Raw genomic sequence first — 18379 nt, 5'->3', positions numbered from 1 at the left:
GTTTTCCGTAGCTGTTACAAATCGGTTTCCAGCCCGCTCATAAAGCCTTTCAGGCCAGGATTGAAACAGTTCCGTTCGGTTTGCCGATGAAATGGCGTTTCAAGAGCGGGCGATTTGGCCGAACGATTTTTCCATGGTGGGAGCCCGAGCCAGGAAACAAGAACAATCGATCAGAACATGAAAGACTTCTAATGTTTTTGATTGACACCTGCAAGAAAGCCAACCGGCTTAACCTCACAGCTTTTCAAGTGTTTCCGGCAGGAATACTCTTCCGGAGGTGATTCGCGACGCGGGAAACGCGATTTCGACGGATCCTATGAGGAGAGGGCAATGAAGACTTATCTGGCAGAAGTTCTCGGCACGTTTTTGTTGGTGTTCATCGGCACGGCCTCCGTGGTCACGGGCGGTTTCGGCGGCGCGCTGCCGCTCGGACAGGAARGCATCGGCCTGGCGTTCGGCATCGGCCTGATCGCCGCAGCCTACGCGATCGGCCCGATCTCGGGCGCGCATCTCAATCCGGCGGTGACGCTCGGCGTGTTCCTGGCGGGGCGGATGCCGGCCAAGGATGTCGTTCCTTACTGGATCGCGCAGATCATCGGCGCCATCATCGCTTCGCTGGCGCTGTGGATCATCGTTTCCGGCCAGGCCGGCGGCCACACCGGCGGCTTCGGCGCCAATGGCTGGGACGAAGCGAAATGGGGCATGAGCTCGGCCTTCCTGTGGKAGCTGATCGGCACCTTCACCTTCGTCACGGTAATCCTCGGCGTCACCAACGCCAAGCACACCACCGCCTTCGCCGGCCTGGTCATCGGCCTGACGCTGGCAGGCATCCACTTCGCCATGATCCCGGTGACCGGCACCTCGGTCAATCCGGCGCGCTCGATCGGCCCGGCGCTGTTTTCGGGCGGTGCTGCGCTCAGCCAGCTCTGGCTGTTCATCATCGCGCCGTTGATCGGCGGGGCGATTGCCGGTGTCGTCGCCAAGGCCGGCATCTTCGAAAAAGACTGACAGCTCCGTGGAAACGCAAAAAGGCGCGGGCATGACCCGCGCCTTTTTCTTGGGAGGTCCGACCTTACTTCGCGATGTCGAAGCGGTCGGCGTTCATCACCTTCGTCCAGGCCTTGACGAAGTCCTTGACGAATTTCGCCTTGGCGTCGCTTGAACCATAGACCTCGGACAGCGCGCGCAGCTGCGCGTGCGAGCCGAAGATCAGGTCGGCGCGGGTGCCGGTCCATTTCACCTGCTTCGTCTTGCGGTCGCGCGCTTCATAGACTTCATCGGAACCCGGCTCGGAGCCGGCCGCAGGCTCCCAGATGGTGGCCATCGAGAGCAGGTTGACGAAGAAGTCGTTGGTGAGCTGGCCCGGCCTGTCGGTGAAGACGCCGTGCTTCGAGCCGCCGACATTGGCGCCGAGCACGCGCAAGCCGCCGACAAGCACCGTCATCTCCGGCGCCGTCAGCGTCAGCAGCTGGGCGCGATCGACCAGCATCGCCTCGACCGACATCGGCAGCCTGCCGCGGGCATAGTTGCGGAAGCCGTCGACCTTCGGTTCCAGCGGCGCGAAGGAGGCAACATCCGTCTGCTCCTGCGAAGCATCCATGCGGCCCGGCGTGAAGGGCACCTTGACCTCATTGCCGCCATCCTTCGCCGCCTTCTCGACCGCGGCAACGCCGCCCAGCACGATGAGGTCGGCAAGCGAGACCTTCTTGTCGCCGGTCTGGGCCGCATTGAACTCCTTCTGGATGGCTTCCAGCTTGCCGAGCACCTTGGCGAGCTGAGCCGGCTCGTTGACCTCCCAGTCCTTCTGCGGCGCCAGGCGGATGCGGCCGCCATTGGCGCCGCCGCGCTTGTCCGAGCCGCGGAAGGTCGAGGCCGAAGCCCAGGCGGTCGAGACCAGCTCGGAAACCGAGAGGCCCGAAGCCAGGATCTTGGCCTTGAGCGAGGCGATGTCGGCCTCGCTCACCAGCTCATGGTCGATGGCCGGGATCGGATCCTGCCAGATCAGCTCTTCCTTCGGCACGAGCGGGCCGAGATAGCGCACGGCCGGACCCATGTCGCGGTGGGTGAGCTTGAACCAGGCCCGGGCGAAGGCGTCGGCGAACTGTTCCGGATGCTCATGGAAACGGCGCGAGATCTTCTCATAGGCCGGATCGAAGCGCAGCGCGAGGTCGGTGGTGAGCATGGCCGGCGCGTGGCGCTTGGACGGGTTGTGCGCGTCCGGCACGGTGCCTGCGCCGGCGCCGCCCTTCGGCGTCCACTGATGGGCGCCGGCTGGGCTCTTCGTCAGCTCCCATTCATAGTTGAAGAGGTTGTCGAAGAAGTTGTTGCTCCATTTGGTCGGYGTCGTCGTCCAGGTAACCTCGAGGCCCGAGGTGATGGCGTCGCCGGCAATGCCGGAGGCGTATTTGCTCGACCAGCCGAGGCCCTGCGCTTCGATGCCGGCACCTTCGGGCTCGGCGCCCACCAGCGAGGCGTCGCCCGCGCCATGCGTCTTGCCGAAGGTGTGGCCGCCGGCGATCAGCGCCACGGTCTCCTCATCGTTCATCGCCATGCGGCCGAAGGTTTCGCGGATGTCGCGCGCCGCCGCAACCGGATCCGGCTTGCCGTTCGGGCCTTCCGGGTTGACATAGATCAGGCCCATCTGCACGGCGCCGAGATGGCCGCGAAGCTCACGGTCGCCCGAATAGCGCTCGTCGCCGAGCCACTTGGTTTCGGAGCCCCAGTCCACGTCCTGCTCCGGCTCCCACACATCGGCGCGGCCGCCGGCGAAGCCGAAAGTCCTGAAGCCCATCGATTCCAGCGCGACGTTGCCGGTGAGGATCAAAAGGTCGGCCCAGGAGATCTTGCGGCCGTATTTCTGCTTGACCGGCCACAGCAGCCGGCGCGCCTTGTCGAGATTGGCGTTGTCCGGCCAGCTGTTCAGCGGCGCGAAGCGCTGCTGACCGGCGCCGGCGCCGCCGCGGCCGTCGCCGATGCGGTAGGTGCCGGCGCTGTGCCAGGCCATGCGGATGAAGAGCGGCCCGTAATGACCGAAGTCCGCCGGCCACCAGTCCTGCGAATCTGTCATGACCTTGTGCAGGTCCTTGATCACCGCATCGAGATCGAGGCTCGCGAACTCCTTAGCGTAGTCGAAGTCTTCATCCATCGGATCCGACAGGTTCGACTGCTGGTGGAGTACGGAAAGGTCGAGCTGGTTCGGCCACCAGTCCCRGTTGGTCCGTGCGGAGCCATGCGCCACCGGGCATTTGCCAGCGCTGTTGTCGTCRGTCTTCGCGTCCATCTTAGTCTCCCGATTCTGCCGAGGTTTTTGCCGAGGTTGATTTGCCGAAAATTTCCGGGGRCAGCCACTGGCCGCGCCAAACCCTGGAACGATTCCAGACTAGGCCGGCTTGCCGATAAAGACAAATTGCCTTTCCTGTTTCATTTGATAGGATTTTCTTATGATTGGCCTCACCGTCCGACAGATGCAATATTTCGACGCGCTGGCGCAGACGCTGCATTTCGGCCGCGCGGCAAAACTTGCCGGCGTCAGCCAGCCGGCCCTTTCCGCGCAGATCGCCGAGATGGAAGAGCGGCTGAACTGCCTGTTGTTCGAGCGCGGCGGCAAGACGGTGCGCATGACCGACGAGGCGCTTGCCCTGCAGCCGCGTATCGAGCGCATTCTGGCCGACATACGTGACGTCGAGACGACGGCCCGGCGCGGCCGCCCGAGCATGGAAGGGCGCTTCCGGCTTGGCATCATCCCGACCGTCGCGCCTTACCTCCTGCCGCATGTGCTGCCGGAGCTGAAGAAGCACTACCCTTCGCTCCAGCTCGAACTGCGCGAGGCGGTRACCGCATCGCTGGTCGAGGATGCGACGTCCGGCCGGCTCGACGCTTTCATCGCTGCCTTGCCGCTCGATCAGCCGGCGATCGTCACCGAAGGGCTTTTTCCCGACCRCTTCTTCCTAGCCGTTCCCGCCGGTGACCCGGCCTTCGCCTCGCCGCCGGTGCCGCCCGAGAGTCCCGCGCTCGAGCGGCTGATGCTCTTGGAGGAAGGCCACTGCCTGCGCGAGCAGGCTTTGGCCGTCTGCGGCAATGTGCGGCCTGTGGCGATGGCAAGCTATGGCGCGACCAGCCTCACCACGCTTTTGCAGATGGTGGCGCATGGGTTGGGGGTGACGCTGGTGCCGGAAATGGCGGCAAGTGCCGCCGGCGTCATGCCGGACCTGAGGATCGTGCCCTTCCAGGAGCCGATGCCGCAGCGCATGATCTGCATGGCCTGGCGGAAGAACAAGGTGCGCCAGGACGAGTGCGTGGAACTGGCGCGGATCATACGCGGGCTCGATCGGGCGGTGCTGGCGGCGTGAGGCGCCCTTCGAGGCTTCTCTGCGCCCAATGGCCGGCCTGCAACCATTCACGGCACGAAGATCAGAAATACATAGGTGAAAAACACCACGACATGGACCATGCCGGTCAGGAACGTCGTTCTTTCGGTGCTGAAGCTCACGCTGCATATGAAAAGCGCCAGCACCAGAAGCACGGCGTCCGAGGCCGGCAGCCCCAGGGTCAGTCCCCTGCCCGTCAGCAGGCTGGCGGCCGCGACCGCCGGTATCGTCAAACCGATGGTGGCGCAGRCCGAGCCCATCGCGACGTTCAGGCTGCGCTGCAGCTCATTCCTGAACGAGGCGCGGATCGCCGAGATGGACTCGGGCATCAAAACCAGTGCCGCGATCAATGCCCCCACAATGCTGTCGGCCTGGGTCACCTGGTAGGCGGCGAGCGCATCCTCCACACTCGCGGCGACCTGCTCGGCGAGCAGGACAATGCCGATGAGGCCGCTCAACAGCAGCAGGGCGCTGATGGAGATGCTGTCGCCGGAGACTGTTCGCATCGGAACGTCATGTGCCTGCCCCTGGACGAAATCCTCCCGGTGCCGGACGGTCTGGGCGAACACGAAGCTCGCATAGAGCAGCACCGAAAGGACGCTAACGAACCCAAGCTGAGYCGCCGAAAACGTGCCGGGATCCGTGGCCCGGGTGTAGGTCGGTAGAATAAGCGTCATCACGGTCAGCGCGATCAGAACCGACAGGTAGGCGCTGGTCCCTTGCCGGACGATCGCCTGCTTGCGATAGCGCCAGCCGCCAAGCGTGAGGCAGATGCCGACAACGCCGGTGGAAGTGATCATCACCGTCGAGAAGACGGACTCGCGCGCCAGGGTCGGGTTGTTCTCTCCATGCAGCATCATGGAGACGATGATCGACACTTCGATCGCCGTCACCGCAAAGGTCAGCACCAATGTTCCGTAGGGCTCGCCCACGCGCCGGGCCAGCGCCTCGGCATGGTCGAGCACCACGAAAATGGTGATGAACATGATGGCGCTCGACAGCGCCCCAACGATTATCCTGGCGTTCAGCGACCCTTCGTCGACCGAAATGCCGCTGGCCCTTACCGCGAGAGCCATCGCCAGCGCGGCCAACGGCATCGTGTAGGACGTCACCGACCGGGCATAACCAGTCATTCAAGCCCCCGAACGCCCATGCGTTCTCGTGAATTTAGCTGAAAAGCGCGTGGGGGACACCTCTCACGGGCATCTTAAAGCATTCAAAGTGTGATTGAGGATTGGCCACCATTTCTGGCGTCGAATGCCTCGATCGCCGCGCGAACCGCCCCGCAGAATCTTTCCAGAAGTTCCGGCTCGTTCCCCAGTCGGCGGCGCAACGAGAATGGCACTTCCAACTGTGCTCCCTTCCCCGTTAGTCCGCGGTTGACGATGTTCGAATCCTGGATGCCTGGAAAGGGATGGTTGTCCTTTTGCGTCTGAAAGCCGGCTTCCTGCAAGCGCCAGGCTATCTCCGAAATCAACGCGGCGTCCTTGCCGCCCAGGTAGACTGTCGAGGGATCGTCGCGATCCTGACGGCCGTGGATGGCGACGACGGTGGACTTGGTCCGCAACAGGTCCAGCGCGGTTGCCTCGTCGAAGTTCCTGGACGTGATGTGCAGCTCCCGGTTGCTTTCCGGCATAAGCCCTTCAAAGCAATACATATCGAGATCGTTCCCCGCTATCGTCTCGGTGATCAGCGAGGTGCGGGGCTCGATCTTGCCGCCGTGTGGGGCCATGACGATCGCACCGCCGGTTCGCGCGCCRCGCCGGATGACGATGCGATAATCTATGTTTTCGATTTTGGCGGCTTTCAGCGCCGCGAAATTTGGAAACTCGTTGTCCATAAATGCCGTTTTACGCCGTCTTCTGCGCCACCAGGCCCAATTCCTCCACCATCGCCGCGCGCATCAGGAATTTCTGCGGCTTGCCGGTCACCGTCATCGGCAGCTCCGTGCGGAAGCGGATGTAACGCGGCACCTTGTAGTGCGCGATCTGGCCGGCGCAGAAGGCCTTGATCTCCTGCTCCGTCGCTATCTGGCCGGGCTTGAGCACGACCCAGGCGCAGAGCTCCTCGCCGTATTTGGCGTCCGGAATGCCGAAGACCTGCACTTCCTTGATCTTGGGATGACGATAGAGGAATTCCTCGACCTCGCGCGGGTAGACGTTCTCGCCGCCGCGGATCACCATGTCCTTCACCCGGCCGACGATGTTGCAATAGCCCTCGGCGTCGATCGTCGCGAGATCGCCGGTGTGCATCCAGCCGTCGGCGTCGATCGCCTCGCGGGTCTTGTCGGCGTCGTCCCAATAGCCCTTCATCACCGAATAGCCGCGCGTGCAGAGCTCGCCCGGCTCGCCAACCGCCACCGTGGCGCCGTCGGCCGCGATCGCCTTGACCTCGACGTGCGGGTGGATGCGGCCGACGGTGGAGACGCGCTTTTCCAGCGGGTCGTCGACGCTGCTCTGGAAGGAGACGGGGCTGGTCTCGGTCATGCCATAGGCGATGGTCACCTGGCTCATGTTCATCAGCGATACCACCTTCTTCATCACCTCGATCGGGCACGGCGAGCCGGCCATGATGCCGGTGCGCAGGCTGGAGAGGTCAAAGCTGGAAAAATCGGCATGGTCGAGCATGGCGACGAACATGGTCGGCACGCCATAGAGGCCGGTGCAACCCTCCTGCGCGACCGCCTTCAGCGTCGCGCCGGCGTCAAAACCTTCGCCCGGGAAGACCATGGTCGCGCCCTTCGACACGCAGCCCATCGTGCCCATCGACATGCCGAAACAGTGATAGAGCGGCACGGGGATGYAGAGCCGGTCGTCGACGGTGAGTTTTATGGCCGAGGTGACGAAATTGCCATTGTTGACGATATTGGAATGCGTGAGCGTCGCGCCCTTTGGCGCTCCCGTGGTCCCGGACGTGAATTGGATGTTGATGGCGTCGCCGRGCTTCAGGCTCTCGGTGATGCGGTCGAGCTTGTCGTAGTCGTCGCGCGCGGCGGTGGCCAGCACGTCGCCGAAATTGAACATGCCGGGCGAATTGTCGTCGCCCATGCGGATGACGATCTTCAGCGCCGGCAGTTTCTTAGCCTTGAGCTTGCCGGGCTCCGCCTTGGCGATCTCCGGCGCCAGCGTTTCGATCATGCCGAGATAGTCGGACGTCTTGAATTGGGCGGCGGTCACGAGTGCCTTGCACCCGACCTTGTTGAGGGCAAATTCGAGCTCGGTCAGCCGGTAAGCCGGGTTGATGTTGACCAGGATCAGGCCGATGCGCGCGGTGGCGAACTGCGTCACCAGCCATTCCCAGCGGTTCGGCGACCAGATGCCGACGCGGTCGCCCTTTTCCAGGCCGAGCGCCAGGAAGCCGGCGGCCAGGGCGTCGACAGCATCCGACAGCTCGCTCCAGGTGAAACGCTTGTCCTGGCCGACGAAGACGGYGGCGTCGAGCGTCGAGTATCTRCTCACCGTTTCGGAGAACAATTCAGGGATGGTCTTGTCGAGCAGCGGCGCCGAGCGGTCGCCCGATACATGCGCCTTGCYGCCCAGCGGAGCGATGAAGGTGCCGCCGGCGCCGCGCCCGCGCAGATTGGTGGCGTTCATGAGCTCGTCGAGTTTGATCGCCATCGCCGTCTCCTCCCGGGATGATTGAGCCTATCAGCCTGCTGGGCTGGAGGAAATCCGCCAAAGGTCCCCCTCCTCCTTGAGGGAGGACAATCGCATAAGGCGCTCCCCCTCACCCAGCCTCCGCTTCGCTCGGCTGACCTCTCCCCGAGGGGAGAGGAAGCAGTCAGCGCCGGCGCCAACCTCTTCTCCCCTCGGGGAGAAGGTGGCCGCGAAGCGGCCGGATGAGGGGGCAGCGCCGACGCTATCCCGCTATTGCTGACATTTTCGCGGCAATGTCGCGCACCTGCGCCTCGTCGGCTGCATCTCGGGACTTCTTCGACGCCACCAGACAGGCCTGCGACTTCAGGATCGTGCCGTCGCCCAGCACCTTGAGGTGGTTGGCGCGCAGCGTCGAGCCGGTGGTGGTGATGTCGACGATGACGTCGGCAAGGCCGGCGGCCGGCGCGCCTTCGGTGGCGCCGAGGCTTTCGACGATGCGGTAGACCTGGATGCCGTGCTTGAGCGAAAAGAACTGCTGCGTCAGCCGCCAGTATTTGGTGGCGATCCTAAGCCGCCGACCATGGCGCTGGCGGAAATCGGCAGCGACGTCGTCGAGATCGGTCATGGTATCGACATCGAGCCAGATGTCGGGCACCGCCACCACGACATCGGCATGGCCGAAGCCGAGGCGCGCGACGATCTCGGCGCGCGCTTCCCAGTCGGCGAGGTTCTCGCGCAAGAGGTCCTCCCCGGTGATGCCGAGATCGACCGCGCCCTGGCCGATCTCGCCGGCGATCTCGGACGCGGACAGGAAGGCCACCTCGACATTGTCGAGGCCATCGATGCGGGCGCGGTATTTGCGGTCGTCCTCAGGCAAGGCGACAGCCAGGCCGGCTTTGGCCAGCACTTCCAGCGACTGCTCCTTGAGACGGCCTTTCGAGGGGATCGCCAGCGTGATCATTTCGCGCTCTCCCGCTGGGCTTCGATACGGTCGAGCCAGACCGAAAAGCCGACGCCCGGAATTGGCTTCTTGGCGCCGAGCAGCGTCAGCAGCCGGTCGTAGCGGCCGCCGCCGACCAGCGGGCGGTCGCCATCACCCGCGGCAATCTCAAAGACCAGGCCAGTGTAATAGTCGAGCGGGCGGCCGAAGGCGGCGTCGTAGCGGATTTGCGCCGCGGACAGGCCATGCGCCTCGATCGCCCTGGCGCGGGCGGCGAAATTCTCCAGCGCCGGTCCCAGCGACAGGCCGGCATCGGCGGCGAATTTTTCCAGCGCCGCGGTCGCGCCGTCGAGCGCGACGTCGATCCCGAGAAAACCCTTGAGCGCCGAGAAGGCGTCGTCGGACAGCCGCACGCTGCGCAGCTGCGCCTTCTCGATCAGCCGGCGCGCGATGTCGGCCGGGGCGCGGCCGGACGATGCCGACAACCCGGCTTCCTCCATGCCTTCGGCAATATGCGCGGCAAGGCCTTCCGCATCGCCGTCGAGCGCCAACAGGGCGACCGGACCGGAGAGCTGGCTGTTGCGCGGCGGGTTGGCGAGATCGGCAAGGGCCGCTTCCAGCATAGGCGCCGAGCCGAAGGCGCGCGCGAGCCGCATACGCCAGCCGCGCGGCAGGCCGAGCGCCGCCAGCACCGCCTCGAACAGGGTCTGATCGCCGAGCGTGATGGCGAGCTTCCGTCCGGGCAACACAAGCGAGAGCAACGCATGCGCGTCGGCCAGCGAGCGAGCGTCGGCGGCGGCCGTGTCGCGATCGCCGAGATCCTCGATGYCGGCCTGGAAGAACTCGTTGCCGCCGTCGCGGCGCTGACGGAACACTTCGCCGAGATAAGAGTAGCGGCGCGGCGTTCCGGCCTGGCTGGCGATGTGGTCGAGGCAGACGGGAATGGTGAATTCGGGCCGCAGGCACAGCGTCTTGCCGGTCTCGCTTTCGGTCAGGAAGATGCGGCGGCGCAGGTCCTCCCCCGCCATGTCGAGGAACGGATCGGCAGGTTGCAGCACAGCGACTTCGACGGCGTGCGTGTCGCGGGCGGCGAAGAGTTTCGTGATGTCGGTGGCGATGGCGGGACGGGAGGTCATAAAGCGCCACYTCCCCTTCTCCCCTTGTGGGAGAAGGTGGATCGGCGCGCAGCGCCGAGACGGATGAGGGGTGCTGGAAGGAATGAGACGCTGGCGTTCCCCGGAACACCCCTCATCCGACCGAGCTTCGCTCGGCCACCTTCTCCCACAAGGGGAGAAGGGGAGGTCGGCGCCCTATCGGCCACGTGCCCGCTCCTCGGCCTGCGCCGCGAGTATCTTCTTCACCTCGCCAACCAGCTCGCTCTCCGCCACTGTCACCTGCGCCGGGCGTGCCGCCCGCCACTCGGCATTGTCGGTGATCTCGGCCGACATGCGCGCGCCTTCGATCAGGTCCTTGATCTGCACCTCGCCCCTGGCGCGCTCGTCGCCGCCCTGGATGATGGCGACCGGGCTGCCGCGGCGGTCGGCATATTTCAGCTGCGCCTTCATGCCGGCGCCGCCGAGATACATTTCGGAGCGGATGCCGGCGGCACGCAGATCCGCGACCATCTTCTGGTAGCGGCCGAGGCTTTCGGTGTCCTTGTCCATGACCAGCACGACGACCGGGGCGATGACATCGGAGGTATCGAGCTTGCCGAGGTTCTTCAGCGCCGTCATCAGCCGCGAGACGCCGATCGAGAAACCGGTCGCCGGCACCGGCTCGCCGCGGAAGCGCGAGACCAGCCCGTCATAACGGYCGCCGCCGCCGACCGAGCCGAAGCGCACGATCTGGCCTTCATCGTTGGGGATTTCCGCCAGCAGCTCGGCCTCGAAGACCGGGCCGGTGTAGTATTCGAGGCCGCGCACGACGGAGGGGCTGATCCTGACCCGCTTCGTACCGTATCCGGATGCGGTCAACAACGCTGCGATGTCTCGGAGTTCCTGCAGCCCCTGCCTACCAATCTCCGTTTCCTCTAGAACGTCCTCCCATTCATCAATGGCTAACGCGTTGAGGACTTTGAAGCCCTCTCCCATGTTGRGCGAGGCGTCGTCATCATCTAGGACAACACCGTCGTACTGGGCCGCGTGAATGGAATGAATCCTTTCGGGCCCAAAGACATCAAGCAGCTTCGATATTTGCGCCTCATCGAGTCCGGCACCTTTTGTGAAGTCTCCGCTTTCATCCTTGCGACCCTCGCCCAAGAGAAGGCGAACTCCTTCCGCGCCGAGTTTATCCAGCTTGTCGATGGCGCGCAGTACCTGCAGCCTGCGCCCGGCATCCTCGTCACCTCCAAGACCAATTGCCTCCAGCACGCCGTCCAAAACCTTCCGGTTGTTGATGCGAATGACGTATTGGCCGCGCGGAATACCCAATGCCTCCATCACATCGGCCATCATCATCGCCATCTCGGCGTCGGCGGCGACGCCCGGCGTGCCGATCGTGTCGGCATCGAACTGCATGAACTGGCGGAAGCGRCCGGGGCCGGGCTTCTCGTTGCGGAACACCCAGCCGGAGCGATAACTGCGATAGGGTTTCGGCAGCTTGTCGAAGTTCTCAGCGACGAAACGGGCGGTCGGYGCGGTCAGGTCGTAGCGCAGCGACAGCCATTGGTCGTCGTCATCCTGGAAGGAAAAGACGCCCTCGTTCGGCCGGTCCTGGTCGGGCAGGAACTTGCCCAGCGCGTCGGTGTATTCGATCATCGGCTGGTCGACCGGCTCGAAGCCGTAGAGCTCATAGACCGAGCGGATGGTCGCCATCATCTTCTCGACGGCGCGGATGTCTTCGGCGCTGCGGTCGGCAAAACCGCGCGGCAGCCGCGCTTTCGTCTTTTCGGATTTGTCGGCCATGGGACTTCCAGTCAGTGGTGACTTACTTCGAGCGCGCGTTTCCTAAACGATGCCGCTTGGAGCGGCAAGGGTGGCGACCTCTCCTTCTCCCCTTGTGGGAGAAGGTGGATCGGCGCGATAGCGCCGAGACGGATGAGGGGTGTTCCAGCGGAGTGAGGCGCCGGCTTTCCCTGGAGCACCCCTCATCCGTCGCCTTCGGCGACACCTTCTCCCACAAGGGGAGAAGGAAAAACTGAAACAATTCCGCCACCGGCGCGGCATGCTGCCGACACAATCGGCGGCCATAAAGCGCGCCGAAACAAGGGGTTCGGGGCCATGATGACGGCTGACGACATCATCGAGAGCGGCAGATCGGCCGGGCTGCGGCCCGCCGGGGTGTCGACGCTGAAGCCGGCGCAGCAGCCGGCGGGACCGTTCGARGTTCCGACGCAGACACGTAAGCCGACGGCGCGCGACGCGCTGGTGACCGGCCTGCTGGTGATCTACCCGGCCTTCGCGGCCGTGGCGGCCATCATTGCCGGGCTGTTCCTGACCGGGGCCGGCAGCCTCTGACTTCACTCAACGATCGGGGGATCATCATGCAGCTGCAATTTGCGTGCGCGCTTGCCGGCGCGCTGGTCATTGGCGCGACCGGCGCGGCCAACGCCTGCCAGCCGGGCGATGCCCGTCTTGCCGGCCACTACTATCTGAACGGCGTCATGGAGGTCGGTTCCGAACTGCTGTTGAAGAAAGACGGCAGCTTCGAATTCGCGCTCGCCTATGGCGCGAATGACCAGTACGGCAAGGGCTGTTGGGTGAGGAAGGGCCCGACGGTCGAGGTCATCCCGGCCGGCCGCAGCTCCGCCTCCACGCATCACACACCGGACGATCGCGGCTTCAGCGGGCTGGTGCTGACGGTGTCCGGCTCCAGCCTGATCTGGGACATCAACGGCAGCGGCCATAAGGGCCGGTTCGAGAAGTGAGAGCTTACCCTCCCCCTTGTGGGGAGGGTCGACGCGCAGCGTCGGGGTGGGGGTCAGGAAGACTCTTCTACCCCCACCCGCGCCTTCGGCGCGACCTCCCCACAAGGGGGAGGTAGGAGTGACGCTACCTCGGCCTTTTGAGTTTCTTGCGCTCCGTCTCCACCTCCGCCCTGCAGTAGCAGCCTTCGAGATGGTCGTTGACCAAGCCCATCGCCTGCATGAAGGCGTAAACCGTGGTGGGGCCGACAAAGCTCCAGCCACGCTTCTTCAGTTCCTTCGAAATCCTGACCGACACCGCCGTCGTCGGATTGGCGCGCAGATGCGCCAGGTCGACGATTTCGGGACGCTCCTGCGGACCCGGCTCGAACTTCCAGAACCAGGCCGCCAGCGAGCCGAACTCGTCCACCATCTCGCGGGCGCGCTTGGCGTTGTTGATGGTCGAGACGATCTTGCCGCGATGGCGGATGATGCCGGCATTGCCAAGCAGGCGCTCGACATCCGCGTCGGTGAACCCCGCCACCTTGTCGAAGTCGAAGCCAGCGAAGGCCTCGCGGAAATTCTCGCGCTTGCGCAGGATGGTCAGCCACGACAGGCCCGACTGGAAGCCTTCCAAGCAGATCTTCTCGAACAGCCGGCGATCGTCCGTTACCGGACGGCCCCATTCATGGTCGTGGTAATGGAGATAATCCGGCAGGTTGCCGTGCCAGAAGCAGCGCGCCTTGCCGTCGGGGCCATCGAGAATGCCGGCATTTTCAGTTGCCATCGTCAGCAAATCCATCCGTTAACGCRCTTCAGCGCAGCTTTTACCGTGGCTTTACCAGATTCCTGAACCGCCCGGTAACCACACCAAAAGGTTTACTGACAAGTGAGCATTTTACGCATTCCGATTCATGTTTTGCTTGCCGCTCCGCGCCAAGGATCGCGAAACCGAGGGCGCCCTCTTAGCCCCGGATGAGTTCGATCAAGGTGCGTTCCGRTGAAGACAGCGTTTTGTTCCCTGCTCGGCGCGGCGGCCATTCTTGTCGCCGGCGCCACGACTTCGCTTGCCAATGACCGCTATGCCGACATGCCGCCGGTCATGGTGAGCCCCGACCTTTCGGCGCCCTGGGTGCTGCAGCTTGGTCACGCGCCGGGCATCGTGCGCCCGACCCGGCAGGCGACGCGGCAGCCGCTGCAGCGCCTGTTCCAGGCGCAGCCCGACCGGCAGAAGACRGCGGCCGTGCAGCAGCCGGCCAAGCGCATTGTGACGCGGCCGCAGATCAACCCGATCTACCTGCCGCAGGAAGTCGCCTATGACGGCCCGGCGAAGCCCGGAACCATCGTCATCGATACCCACCAGAACTTCCTCTACCTGGTCGAGAAGAACGGCAAGGCGCGGCGCTATGGCGTCGGCACCGGCAAGCCCGGTTTCGAATGGTCGGGCACGCACAAGATCACCGACAAGAAGGTGTGGCCGGACTGGCGGCCGCCGGCGGCGATGATCAAGCGCGAGGCCGCCAAGGGCCGCTATTTGCCGACCTATCTCGCCGGCGGCATCGAGAACCCGCTCGGCGCCCGCGCGCTCYATCTCGGCACCACCGAATACCGCATCCACGGCACCAACCAGCCCTGGACGATCGGCGGCGCGGTGTCTTCCGGCTGCATCCGCATGCGCAACGAGGATGTCGTCGACCTTTACGAGCGCGTGAATGTCGGAACCACGGTCGAGGTGATATAGTCGCAGCGAATCAGCCGGTTAGACGGCGCAGCACTTTTCTTCCGCTGCTGTTGCCGCCAAGTCATAGTGCGATCCTGCGGGATGTGCTTAAACCGGTGCCAGAGTTTACGGGGGACGGGCCGTGTGGGGATACGGCCGGTCGCAAAGGGCAGCGCGGGCAACCGCGCTGCCTTTTGGTTTTTGAGTTTTCCTTTGACGCATGGCGCGGCAAGTCGCCCCGAAAGCAGGCGGTTTCGCTTTCGGGGCTGATTTCCCGGCGCGCCTCTGCTATTGCAGCGCACAAATCCTGATCGTCACGCAATTCCGGACGCAACGCCGCTTACGCGCTTCGTTCTTAAATTGCTTCAGAAGGCAGAGGTGACGCCATGACCCGAACCGACGACAGCCGCTACCTGAAAGGCGGCCCGGTCGCCCAGCGCATCATCGCTTCGGTGCGCGAGGATGCGGCGATCGCCACGGCCGAAGGTTTCCCGCCGAAGCTGGTCTCGATCACCGTTGGCGACACCGACGCCGTCGACGTCTATGTGCGCAACCARCGCGCCAAGGCAGCCCTTGCCGGCATCGGCTTCGAGGAGCGGCGCTTCGCCGCCGACATCACCGCCGGCGAGCTGGAGGCCGCCATCCACGGCCTCAACGCCGACCCGCGCGTCACAGGCATCATCATCCAGCGGCCGGTGCCTGCGCATATCCCGATCAAGACGTTGCAAGCGGCGGTGCATCCGCTGAAGGACGTCGAAGGCATGCACCCGGCCTCGATCGGCAACATCGTCTACAACCAGCTCGACCTGGCGCCCTGCACGGCGGYGGCCTCGGTCGAGCTGCTCAAGGAAACCGGCCTCGATCTCCAGGGACTCGAAGTGGTCGTCGTCGGCCATTCCGAGATCGTCGGTAAACCGATCGCCTTCCTGTTGATGAGCGAGGGCGCGACGGTGACGGTCTGCCACCACATGACGCGCTCGGTCGCGGCGCATGCGCGCCRTGCGGACGCGCTGTTCGTCGCGGTCGGCAAGCCCAGGCTGATCAAGGCCGACATGGTGAAGCCGGGCGCCGCCGTCATCGACATCGGCATCAACTCCGAGATCGGGCCCGACGGCGAAACCCGCATCGTCGGCGACGTCGACACCGACAGCGTCAAGGAAGTGGCCTCGTGGATCACGCCGGTGCCGGGCGGCGTTGGCCCGCTCACCGTTGCTATCCTGCTGCGCAACACCATGGTGGCGCTCAACCGCCAGCGCGCGCTTTACCGCGCGAGCTATGGCGTGCCGGATCAGATCGCGGCGGAGTAGTTATTCGGCAGCGATCAAACCGGTGTCGGAAACACCTTCCGGCTTCGGGCCGCCATAGGCCCAGTCCAGCAGCTTGATCGTGTGCACCACCGGCAGTTTGGCGGCGGACGCAATCTGGGTGATACAACCGATATTGCCGGTGGCGACAATTGAAGCGCCGGTCGCCTCGATGTTTTTCACCTTGCGGTCGCGCAGCTTGGCCGAGATCTCGGGCTGCAGGATGTTGTAGGTGCCGGCCGAGCCGCAGCACAGATGCCCCTCGCGCGGCTCGCGCACGACGAAGCCCGCCTTGGCGAGCAACTCCTTCGGCTGACGCGTTATCTTCTGTCCGTGCTGCATCGAGCAGGCCGAGTGATAGGCGACGACCGTGCCTGGCTTGCGCACCGGCTCGGGCAGGTCGAGCGAGGCCAGATATTCGGTGACGTCCTTGGCCAGCGCCGAGACCCGCACCGCCTTTTCGGCRTAGGCCGGATCGAGACGCAGCATGAAGCCGTAATCCTTGATCGTGGTGCCGCAGCCGGACGCGGTGATGATGATGGCGTCGAGGCCGCCCTTCTCTATCGCGCGCGTCCAGGCGTCGACATTCTGTCTTGCTGAAGCGAGCGCCTGAYCCTCGCGGCCCATGTGATGGACGAGCGCRCCGCAGCAGCCCTCGCCTGCGGGCACCACGACCTCGACGCCGAGCCGTGTCAGCAGCGAGATGGTGGTGTCGTTGATGGCCGGGTCGAGCACCGATTGCGCGCAGCCGGTGAGGATGRCGACGCGGCCGCGTTTCTTGGTCCCCTGYCCGGCATGCGTGCCAGGCGAAGCCAGCGGCGATGCCGGCGGGATCGACGCGGGTGCGAGCTTCAGCATGGCCGCAACTGGCTTCAGCGCCGGCAGTTTGTCGAACAGGCCGATGAACGGACGGCCGAGCCCAGCGAGCTTGAGCACGGCGCGGAAGCGGCTCGGGTAAGGCAGTACGGCAGCCAGCATGGCGCGGGTCAGCCGGTCGAGCAGCGGCCGCTTGTAGGTCTCCTGGATATGGGCGCGGGCATGGTCGACCAGATGCATGTAGTTCACGCCGGAGGGGCAGGTCGTCATGCAGGCGAGGCAGGACAGGCAGCGGTCGATATGGGTGACGATCTCCTTGTCCGCCGGCCGGCCGTTCTCCAGCATGTCCTTGATGAGATAGATGCGGCCGCGCRGCGAATCCAGCTCGTTGCCCAGCGTCACATAGGTCGGGCAGGTGGCGGTGCAGAAGCCGCAATGCACGCATTTGCGCAGGAWCTTTTCCGATTCCGCGACATGCGGGTCGGCAAGCTGCGCGGCTGAGAAGTTGGTTTGCATCGCGTTTGCTCTAAGCCATGCGGCCGGGGTTGAGAATCTGCTTKGGATCGAACTCGGCCTTGAGTCGCGCCGACAGCGCGGCCAGATGCGGCGGCTGCGGTTCGAACACCGGTAGCGCCGCGCGATGCGGTGCGGACGCGCGCACCAGGGTCGCATGGCCGCCGCCATATTTGCGGATCAAGCCGCGCAGCAAATCAGCCTCGGGATCGTCCTCGCGCATCGACAGCCACACCAAGCCGCCCTGCCAGTCGTAGAAGGCGTCGACCGCCGCCTGCATGCGCAGCGCCATCACCATGTGATGCGCCTGTGACGGCGCCATCGACACGCGCCATACCGGCCGCGTGCCGCCATCGGCGAAAGGCCGGCAATCGCGGATGTCGCGCCAAATCGTCTTCGACGCCTCGCCGGCGATCTCTTCCAGCGGCCCGGCCTTGCCGAGCAATTTGCGCAACGCCTCGATGCGATAGACCACCGATGGGCCAAACCCCTCGACGCGCAGCAGCGTGGCGGCATCGCTGCCGTGCTTGCCGCCGGCGACCCGTGCGGCGATGCGCTCCGGCAGATGCGCGGCGCTCGACACTTCGGCGCTGGAGCCCAGCGCCAGCGCCATGGCGGCGACCGCRGCATCGTCGAGCAGGCCGCGAATGRCCAAGGTCACTTCGGTTTCCGCGGCTGGCAGCACCTTGAAGGTGACGTCGGTCAGCACCGCCAGCGTGCCCCAGCTGTTGGCCATCAGCTTGGAGAGGTCGTAGCCGGTGACGTTCTTGACGACGCGCCCGCCCGACTTGAACGCCTCGCCGCGGCCCGACACCGCCGATATGCCGAGGATATGGTCGCGTGCCGCACCCGCCTTGAGACGGCGCGGGCCGGAGAGGTTCGAGGCCAGCACGCCGCTAATCGTGCCCCTGCCTGGCGCGCCGCCGAGCAGCGGGCCGTAGTCCATCGGCTCGAAGGCGAATTGCTGGCCGTTTTCGGCAAGCAGTTGCTCGATTTCGGCGAGCGGCGTGCCGGCCTTGGCCGAGAGCACCAGCTCTGCCGGCTCATAGAGAGTGACGCCGGTGAGCTTCGAGAGGTCGAGCGTGTGTTCGGTCTGCAGCGGACGACCGATGCCCCGCTTTGAGCCGTGGCCGAGGGTTTCCAGCGGCGATTCCTCCGCTGCCGCCCATTGGATGGTGGAGAGGACCTCGGCCGATGTGGATGGGGTGAAGGTGGTCATGGGAATGACATGCGCTCGAATGCAGAAAGGCCGAGTTCCTTCACACCCCCCTCTGTCCTGCCG

General features: G+C 64.8%; 17 protein-coding genes. 7 read left to right on the top strand and 10 right to left on the bottom strand.

All coding sequences use genetic code 11. The features are described 5' to 3' along the window. Positions 1-330 precede the first annotated feature (330 nt). Positions 331-1008, top strand: a complete 678-nt coding sequence (locus tag LCM4576_RS14295) for an MIP family channel protein (protein WP_071032659.1) — start codon at positions 331-333, stop codon at positions 1006-1008. A gap of 64 nt (positions 1009-1072) precedes the next feature. Here the strand turns inward: LCM4576_RS14295 and katG are convergent, their stop codons facing one another. Further along, a complete protein-coding gene (katG, locus tag LCM4576_RS14290) occupies positions 1073-3280 on the bottom strand; it encodes a catalase/peroxidase HPI (protein WP_071032658.1) in 2208 nt (735 codons plus the stop codon). Positions 3281-3440: 160 nt separating this feature from the next. Between katG and LCM4576_RS14285 the strand changes: the two genes are divergently transcribed. Continuing rightward, the gene (locus LCM4576_RS14285) at positions 3441-4349 is read left to right on the top strand and encodes a hydrogen peroxide-inducible genes activator (protein WP_071032657.1); all 909 of its coding nucleotides are present in this window, start codon (positions 3441-3443) and stop codon (positions 4347-4349) included. Positions 4350-4396: 47 nt separating this feature from the next. Here the strand turns inward: LCM4576_RS14285 and LCM4576_RS14280 are convergent, their stop codons facing one another. Then, positions 4397-5353: a calcium:proton antiporter gene (locus LCM4576_RS14280; RefSeq protein WP_244510801.1), complete on the bottom strand. Its 957-nt coding sequence runs from the start codon at positions 5351-5353 to the stop codon at positions 4397-4399. Here LCM4576_RS14280 and LCM4576_RS37520 point away from each other — a divergent pair. Next, on the top strand, positions 5346-5471 hold the full coding sequence (locus LCM4576_RS37520; protein ID WP_274534964.1) for a hypothetical protein: 126 nt from the start codon (positions 5346-5348) through the stop codon (positions 5469-5471). The two genes, LCM4576_RS14280 and LCM4576_RS37520, sit on opposite strands and share 8 nt — an antisense overlap. Before the next feature lie 112 nt (positions 5472-5583). Here the strand turns inward: LCM4576_RS37520 and LCM4576_RS14275 are convergent, their stop codons facing one another. The 5 genes from LCM4576_RS14275 to hisS all read right to left on the bottom strand — a co-directional run bounded on the left by LCM4576_RS14275 (position 5584) and on the right by hisS (position 11806). After that, positions 5584-6207 (bottom strand): poly-gamma-glutamate hydrolase family protein, encoded by a 624-nt coding sequence (locus tag LCM4576_RS14275; RefSeq protein ID WP_071032655.1) that lies wholly within the window; start codon positions 6205-6207, stop codon positions 5584-5586. A gap of 10 nt (positions 6208-6217) precedes the next feature. Further along, a complete protein-coding gene (locus LCM4576_RS14270) occupies positions 6218-7984 on the bottom strand; it encodes an AMP-binding protein (RefSeq protein WP_071032654.1) in 1767 nt (588 codons plus the stop codon). Between the two features lie 241 nt (positions 7985-8225). Then, positions 8226-8924 carry an ATP phosphoribosyltransferase gene (gene hisG, locus LCM4576_RS14265; RefSeq protein WP_071032653.1) on the bottom strand — a complete coding sequence of 233 codons (699 nt, stop codon included), beginning with the start codon at positions 8922-8924 and terminating at the stop codon, positions 8226-8228. Continuing rightward, positions 8921-10039, bottom strand: coding sequence for an ATP phosphoribosyltransferase regulatory subunit (locus LCM4576_RS14260; RefSeq protein WP_071032652.1), 1119 nt, complete (start codon positions 10037-10039; stop codon positions 8921-8923). Before LCM4576_RS14260 ends, hisG begins: the two co-directional genes overlap by 4 nt. Before the next feature lie 174 nt (positions 10040-10213). Further along, a complete protein-coding gene (gene hisS / locus LCM4576_RS14255) occupies positions 10214-11806 on the bottom strand; it encodes a histidine--tRNA ligase (RefSeq protein ID WP_071032651.1) in 1593 nt (530 codons plus the stop codon). 315 nt (positions 11807-12121) lie between these two features. Between hisS and LCM4576_RS14250 the strand changes: the two genes are divergently transcribed. Beyond that, positions 12122-12358, top strand: coding sequence for a hypothetical protein (locus LCM4576_RS14250; protein WP_244508236.1), 237 nt, complete (start codon positions 12122-12124; stop codon positions 12356-12358). A gap of 26 nt (positions 12359-12384) precedes the next feature. Continuing rightward, the gene (locus LCM4576_RS14245) at positions 12385-12768 is read left to right on the top strand and encodes a hypothetical protein (RefSeq protein WP_041008916.1); all 384 of its coding nucleotides are present in this window, start codon (positions 12385-12387) and stop codon (positions 12766-12768) included. Between the two features lie 124 nt (positions 12769-12892). Here the strand turns inward: LCM4576_RS14245 and LCM4576_RS14240 are convergent, their stop codons facing one another. Continuing rightward, positions 12893-13531, bottom strand: coding sequence for a DNA-3-methyladenine glycosylase I (locus LCM4576_RS14240; protein ID WP_071033141.1), 639 nt, complete (start codon positions 13529-13531; stop codon positions 12893-12895). 213 nt (positions 13532-13744) lie between these two features. Here LCM4576_RS14240 and LCM4576_RS14235 point away from each other — a divergent pair, with 213 nt between their 5' ends. Together LCM4576_RS14235 and LCM4576_RS14230 are read left to right on the top strand one after the other, a co-directional pair. Next, positions 13745-14485 (top strand): L,D-transpeptidase, encoded by a 741-nt coding sequence (locus tag LCM4576_RS14235; protein ID WP_071032650.1) that lies wholly within the window; start codon positions 13745-13747, stop codon positions 14483-14485. A 365-nt stretch (positions 14486-14850) separates the two neighbouring features. Continuing rightward, positions 14851-15771 carry a bifunctional 5,10-methylenetetrahydrofolate dehydrogenase/5,10-methenyltetrahydrofolate cyclohydrolase gene (locus LCM4576_RS14230; RefSeq protein WP_071032649.1) on the top strand — a complete coding sequence of 307 codons (921 nt, stop codon included), beginning with the start codon at positions 14851-14853 and terminating at the stop codon, positions 15769-15771. Here the strand turns inward: LCM4576_RS14230 and glcF are convergent, their stop codons facing one another. After that, entirely contained in the window at positions 15772-17100 is a 1329-nt protein-coding gene (gene glcF / locus LCM4576_RS14225; RefSeq protein ID WP_071032648.1) for a glycolate oxidase subunit GlcF, read from the bottom strand. Positions 17101-17110: 10 nt separating this feature from the next. Beyond that, a complete protein-coding gene (locus tag LCM4576_RS14220; RefSeq protein ID WP_071032647.1) occupies positions 17111-18316 on the bottom strand; it encodes an FAD-binding protein in 1206 nt (401 codons plus the stop codon). Between the last annotated feature and the right edge of the window lie 63 nt (positions 18317-18379).

Source organism: Mesorhizobium sp. LCM 4576, from assembly GCF_001854815.1.
In the GTDB taxonomy this organism is placed as follows: Bacteria; Pseudomonadota; Alphaproteobacteria; order Rhizobiales; family Rhizobiaceae; genus Mesorhizobium; species Mesorhizobium plurifarium.
Note: the sequence above shows the minus strand (reverse complement) of the source record. Positions and strands in the feature narration are given on the sequence as shown.

Bases quoted from the DNA above. Each gene is read 5' to 3' on its own strand.
- LCM4576_RS14245 (WP_041008916.1), top strand. From the start codon at position 12,385: ATGCAGCTGCAATTTGCGTGCGCGCTTGCCGGCGCGCTGGTCATTGGC.
- LCM4576_RS37520 (WP_274534964.1), top strand. From the start codon at position 5,346: ATGAACATGATGGCGCTCGACAGCGCCCCAACGATTATCCTGGCGTTC.
- hisG (WP_071032653.1), bottom strand. From the start codon at position 8,924: ATGATCACGCTGGCGATCCCCTCGAAAGGCCGTCTCAAGGAGCAGTCG.
- LCM4576_RS14240 (WP_071033141.1), bottom strand. From the start codon at position 13,531: ATGGCAACTGAAAATGCCGGCATTCTCGATGGCCCCGACGGCAAGGCG.